Origin of the sequence: Cellulomonas bogoriensis 69B4 = DSM 16987 (genome assembly GCF_000767165.1) — a bacterium.
Taxonomy (GTDB): domain Bacteria; phylum Actinomycetota; class Actinomycetes; order Actinomycetales; family Cellulomonadaceae; genus Actinotalea; species Actinotalea bogoriensis.
Genome location: NZ_AXCZ01000187.1, coordinates 1 through 4,940, shown reverse-complemented (window position 1 = coordinate 4,940; position 4,940 = coordinate 1). Strand labels below are relative to the sequence as shown.

6 protein-coding genes are annotated in these 4,940 nt (G+C 72.6%); all 6 read right to left on the bottom strand.

Annotated features, from left to right (window positions below):
* Positions 1-86: 86 nt before the first annotated feature.
* Positions 87-677 carry a copper chaperone PCu(A)C gene (locus N869_RS12825; protein WP_035062262.1) on the bottom strand — a complete coding sequence of 197 codons (591 nt, stop codon included), beginning with the start codon at positions 675-677 and terminating at the stop codon, positions 87-89.
* Between the two features lie 75 nt (positions 678-752).
* Positions 753-1,370, bottom strand: a complete 618-nt coding sequence (locus tag N869_RS12820; RefSeq protein WP_156968544.1) for a hypothetical protein — start codon at positions 1,368-1,370, stop codon at positions 753-755.
* Positions 1,371-1,374: 4 nt separating this feature from the next.
* On the bottom strand, positions 1,375-2,502 hold the full coding sequence (locus tag N869_RS12815) for a hypothetical protein (RefSeq protein WP_156968543.1): 1,128 nt from the start codon (positions 2,500-2,502) through the stop codon (positions 1,375-1,377).
* Between the two features lie 61 nt (positions 2,503-2,563).
* Positions 2,564-3,055 carry a hypothetical protein gene (locus N869_RS12810; RefSeq protein ID WP_035062264.1) on the bottom strand — a complete coding sequence of 164 codons (492 nt, stop codon included), beginning with the start codon at positions 3,053-3,055 and terminating at the stop codon, positions 2,564-2,566.
* Between the two features lie 343 nt (positions 3,056-3,398).
* On the bottom strand, positions 3,399-3,851 hold the full coding sequence (locus tag N869_RS12805; RefSeq protein WP_035062259.1) for a hypothetical protein: 453 nt from the start codon (positions 3,849-3,851) through the stop codon (positions 3,399-3,401).
* A gap of 183 nt (positions 3,852-4,034) precedes the next feature.
* A partial coding sequence (locus N869_RS12800; RefSeq protein ID WP_198026075.1) for a cryptochrome/photolyase family protein occupies positions 4,035-4,940 on the bottom strand: 906 nt, incomplete at its 5' end.

Below are 4,940 nucleotides of genomic sequence, written 5' to 3'. Positions count from 1 at the left end.
CGCGCCCACGACCCCGCCACCGGCGGCGGCGCCGACGGCCAGGGCCCCGGCCCGCAGCACGGTCCTGCGGTCGACTCCCTCGGCGCTCACCCCTGGGCGTCCTCACCGGACGGCATCGCGTCCTCGTCGGCGCCGTGACCGTGGCCGCCGACGTAGTCCTCCTCCTCGGCCGCGGAGCTGCGCACCTGGGCGGTGACCTCGATGGAGGTGCCGTCGTCGAAGGTCAGGATCAGGACCACGTCCTGGCCGGGCTCGAGCGCCTGGTCCAGGTCCATGAGCATGATGTGGTCAGCGCCGGGTTCGAGCACGTGGGTGCCCCCGGCGGGCACGACGAACCCGCCGTCCTTCTCCTGCATGACCCTCTCGCCGGTCTCGTCACCCACCACCTCGTGGAGCTCGACGAACCCTGCCGACGCGGAGGTGGCCGCGACGAGGACCAGGTCCTCCTCAGCGGTGCTGGTGAGTGTCCCGAAGACCCCCGTCATGGGTGCCTCGGTGGCGCGCACCCACGCGTCGGTCATGGTGACGGACTGCTCCTGGGCGGGCGTCGTCGTCCCGGTCGGGGTCTCGGCGGGGGGCTCGGGTTCGGTCGGCTTGTCGGCCGGGTCCGTGCAGCCTGACAGCGCGAAGGTCGCTGCGGCGAGCAGGGCGAGCAGGGTCGAGGTGGTGCGTCGCATGGTCGTCTCCTGAAGGTTCGGGTGGTCCGGTGCTGGGCGTGGGCACCCGTGGGGGTGGCCACGTGACGGTCGGCGTCAGCCGACGGCCAGGTGCACCGGTGGTCCCCGGTCCCGGTCAGGGTCGAGCAGGCGTCCTGCGGGTAGGTGCGGGTCCGTCGCTGAGGGAACGGTGGTCCGGTTGCGGGCGAGCGGTTGCGGGGGTGCGGCAGCCAGGGCGATCAGGTGCCACCAGGACAGGACGCGTGCAGCTGCGTGGTCCAGGCCGAGGAGCAGGGCGGCGGCCAGGAGTGTGGCCACGGTGTGGGTGAGGAGCATCGGGGCGCTCCCGTGCAGCGTGTCGAGGGCGCCGCCCCCCGTGACGCCGGTGTGGTGCGCGAGGCCGTGCGCGTGCGGGTGGCCGATCGTGGCGGGCGCACCCTGGGTGGTGGTCATGTGGTCCATGAGCCGGGTGAACGCGGCGTGGTGCACGGCCTGGAGGGCGGCGAGCAGCGTGATCAGCGGCCACGCCGGAAGAGCGCGACGTGTGAGGGGTGCCACCGCCAGGACGGTTCCCACCGTCATGACCGTCAGGACGTGTGCAGGGGGAAGGTGTCCGCCTCCGGCCCCATGACCGGCGGCGGAGGACGAGAGGGCCACCGCACTCACCAGTGCGGTGCGCAGCCCCCCCGTGACGACGCCCCCTGGCACGGACACCCTCTCAGCCTAGCCGCGTACCCCCCGGGGTAGTCCAGGGGGTGCTCGGCGCCTCGGACGAAGGGACCTGCTCCCCGTTCCCGGCACCAACGGCTCGGGTTCGTCGGGATCGGTGGCCCATGGCGGTGCTGCTGGGGAACCACTGCAGGTCCCGGTGCGTCTCGGCACGGCACGCGTGCACCAGGAGCACCAGGAACAGCCCGTAGATGGGCAGGTGCCCGACGAGCTCGTCGAGGCCGAACACCAGCAGCGTGGCGTTGAACGGGACCAGCGCGGCCAGGACGGTCACCTGGGGCAGGACGCCCAGGAGGATGAACACCCCCAGCGCGAGCTCGACGACACCGGCGACGACGATGATCGTGTCGACCTCGAGGGGCAGCCCGAACGTGGCGACCGGGTCGATCTCCGGGTGGCGGGCCATGAGGTGGCGCATCATCTCCGGGTGGGTGAGCTTCTCGCTGATCGCCAGGGTGACGAGCGTGCCCCCCAGCAGCACCCGCACCCCCAGCAGCGCCCAGCGACGACGGGCGAGGTCACCCAGCCGGTCCGGACGGGCCCGGGGCGCCCCCGGGCTGAGGGCGAGGAACGTCGCGACGGCGAGCTTGTCGCCGTTCTCCATGAACGTCACGGGCCCGCAGGAGACCCCGAGCAGCACCGTGAGCGCCACGAGACCCCCGGCCGCGCCCCGCAGGCCGAGGCCGGTGAGGAGCCACAGTCCGACGGCGGCCTGGGCGAACCCCGCGGCGCCGCCACCGGGCACCTCCTCCAGCGGCATCGACGGGAACAGGAACGCGCCCATGACCGACAACGTGACCAGCGCGATCCCGACGTGCAGGGCCAGCAGGCGAGGCAGGTACGGGACCAGCGCCCCCAGGCGCCGGGCCTGCCGCAACGGGGGCAGGATCTCCAGCTCGGGCCGGGGCAGGCGCCCGGCGACGGCGCGCAGTCCGGCCGCCACGAGAAGCGCGACAGCGGTCAGGGCCAGTGGCAGCGGCGAGAGGAAGAACGCCCAGTCACCCCCGTGGGTGCCCTCGGCGAACCACCTGCCGTGGGCCGATGCGGGTGTGGCGAGCGTGACGGTGGCGACGGTGAGGGCGCAGGTCAGCGCCGTGCGTCGGACATTGGTGCGCATGGTGACCTCGGCGCAGGACGGGACGGGTCCCACCCCCGCGGGGGCAGGACCCGGGGACCCGTCAGGCGTTGACGGGGACCTTGTCGGTCACGGGCCGGCGGTCGGTCGACACCTCGGCCTCGTGTGCGAGCGCTCCCACGGAGCGCAGCGCGAAGCCGATGAGGATGAACAGCACACCCAGACCGGCGACCAGGGCGGCGACCCCGAACGAGATCACGGAGGTCAGCAGCGACGCACGCAGGAACGACGCGGTCTGCAGGGTCTCGCGGACCGGGTCCTCGCGGTCGAGCTCGGAGTAGGTCAGGCCTCCGGAGGCGTCCAGGGCGTGCCCGCGGATCACCTCGGCCTGCAGGAACGCGTCGATCGGCCCGTCGACGACGTTGCCGGCGAACATGGGCGAGTCGTCGTGGACGATGATGTTCTCGGACGCGAGCTGGTCGCGGACGAGCAGGGTGGTCGCGGTGCCGGCGACCAGGAGCATGGCCCCGGCCAGGAGGGTGATGAGCCCGAGGAGCCGGACGCGCTTGAGTGCGGAGACGGTGGTGGTGGTCACGAGGGAGCCTTCCGAGGAGCACGGGGGCTGTTCGCTCGGGGTGTTCCCCACCAGTGGCCTCGTCGCCACCAGCAGGGCCTCACCGGTCCCGGGGTGGTGCCCGGCCGGCGAGATCCGTCCTGGATCCACCTCGCGCCGGTTCGCGGCGCCACGTCTGCGACCTGTGCCCCCTGCGGACAGAACCGAGAACGTGTGACGCAGATCATAGGCACGATTTTCTCCGGTGCCCACAGGGGGAGAGTTTGTCCTGGTCAGTCCATGATCGCGTACTGCGCTCCACGGTCCCGGGACGTACGAGGACCCCCGCGCAGGGGGAGCGCGGGGGTCCTCGTGATCAGGGGGGTCAGGCCGCGACGGAGCCCTCGACCTCGGCCGGCGCCAGCTTGCGCAGCGCCCAGCCGACCAGGATGAACACGACGCCGACGCCGGCGGCGAAGGCCGCGACACCGAAGGCGATCACCGAGGTGAACAGCGAGGCCCGCAGGAACGAGCCGTTCATGACCGTGGCACGCATCGGGTCGTCGCGGTCCATCTCCGCGTAGGTGCGCCCGCCGGACATGTCCAGGGCGTGCATGTTGATGACCTCGGCCTGCAGGTAGGCGTCGATCGGGCCGTCCACGACGTTGCCCTGGAACATCGCGGCGTCGTCGCCGAGCACGATGTTCTCGGCGATGAGCTGGTCGCGCACGACCAGCGAGGTCGCACCGCCACCGATGATCAGCAGGAAGCCCGCGATGATCGCGAGCAGGCCGATGACCCGGACGGACTTGGCGTTGTTGGACACGGCGGTGCTCATGATGGTGCCTTTCCCAGGGGGTGAGGGCCGGTCGCGTCCCGGGGGGATCCCTCACGAGGGCGGCTGTCGCCCTCTGGTGACTACTGTGGCCCGACCGTGCGCCGGTTTTTTGGGCCCAAGGTCCGGGTTAAACCGCGGGGTCCTCGGCCCGTGAGGCCTGGATCCTGACGCGGGCGGACGGCGTCAGGAGCGCGCACGGTCGTACCGGTCCAGGGCCTCACGCCGCTCCTCGGCATGATCCACCACCTGGGACGGGTACCCGTGGGCGTGGCCGTCGCCCCGGCGCCACGGCTGGTGCGCCGCCTTGCCCGCCAGGTGCCGCAGCTCGGGCACGTGGCGCCGCACGTACGTCCCGTCCGGGTCGAACCGCTCACCCTGCGTCACCGGGTTGAACACCCGGAAGTACGGGGCGGCGTCCGTCCCGGTGCCCGCGACCCACTGCCAGCCGTGGTTGTTGGACGCCACGTCCCCGTCCACCAGGTGCTCCAGGAAGTGCCGCGCACCGTGCACCCACCACACGTGCAGGTCCTTGACAAGGAAGCTCGCGACCACCATCCGCACCCGGTTGTGCACCCACCCCTCGGTGAGCAGCTGCCGCATGCCCGCGTCGACCAGCGGGTACCCGGTCCGGCCCTCCTTCCAGGCGGTGAACCTCTCGGCGGCCACGGGGTCGGTCGTCGGGTCGTCGTAGTCCATGTGCACCAGGGCCGGGCGCAGGTCGGACCACGCCGAGTCCGGGTCGTGCCACAGGACGTCGGCGTAGAACTCCCGCCAGCACAGCTCGGTGACCAGGCGCCGGGCGCCCTCGGTGTCCCGGTCGGGATGGGCGGCCACGTCGGCCAGGAGGGTCCGCGGGTGCACCGAGCCGTACTTCAGGTGCACCGACATGCGCGTCGTCCCGTCCAGGTCCGGTCGGTCGCGGTCGGCCCCGTAGCGGGCCAGGCCACCGTCGAGGAACTCCCGCCACCGCTCGTGCGCGGCCGACTCGCCGACCGCCGGCAACCGGTGCGGCACCTCGGCGGGGTCCACGGGCAGCACCCGGTCCAGGTCCGCGGCGCCCATGACGTCCACCCCGCGTACCCACCGCAG

What these genes read in the sequence shown, in the direction of transcription:
- N869_RS12825 (WP_035062262.1), bottom strand. Translation starts at nt 677, where the DNA reads ATGCGACGCACCACCTCGACCCTGCTCGCCCTGCTCGCCGCAGCGACC.
- N869_RS12815 (WP_156968543.1), bottom strand. Translation starts at nt 2,502, where the DNA reads ATGCGCACCAATGTCCGACGCACGGCGCTGACCTGCGCCCTCACCGTC.
- N869_RS12805 (WP_035062259.1), bottom strand. Translation starts at nt 3,851, where the DNA reads ATGAGCACCGCCGTGTCCAACAACGCCAAGTCCGTCCGGGTCATCGGC.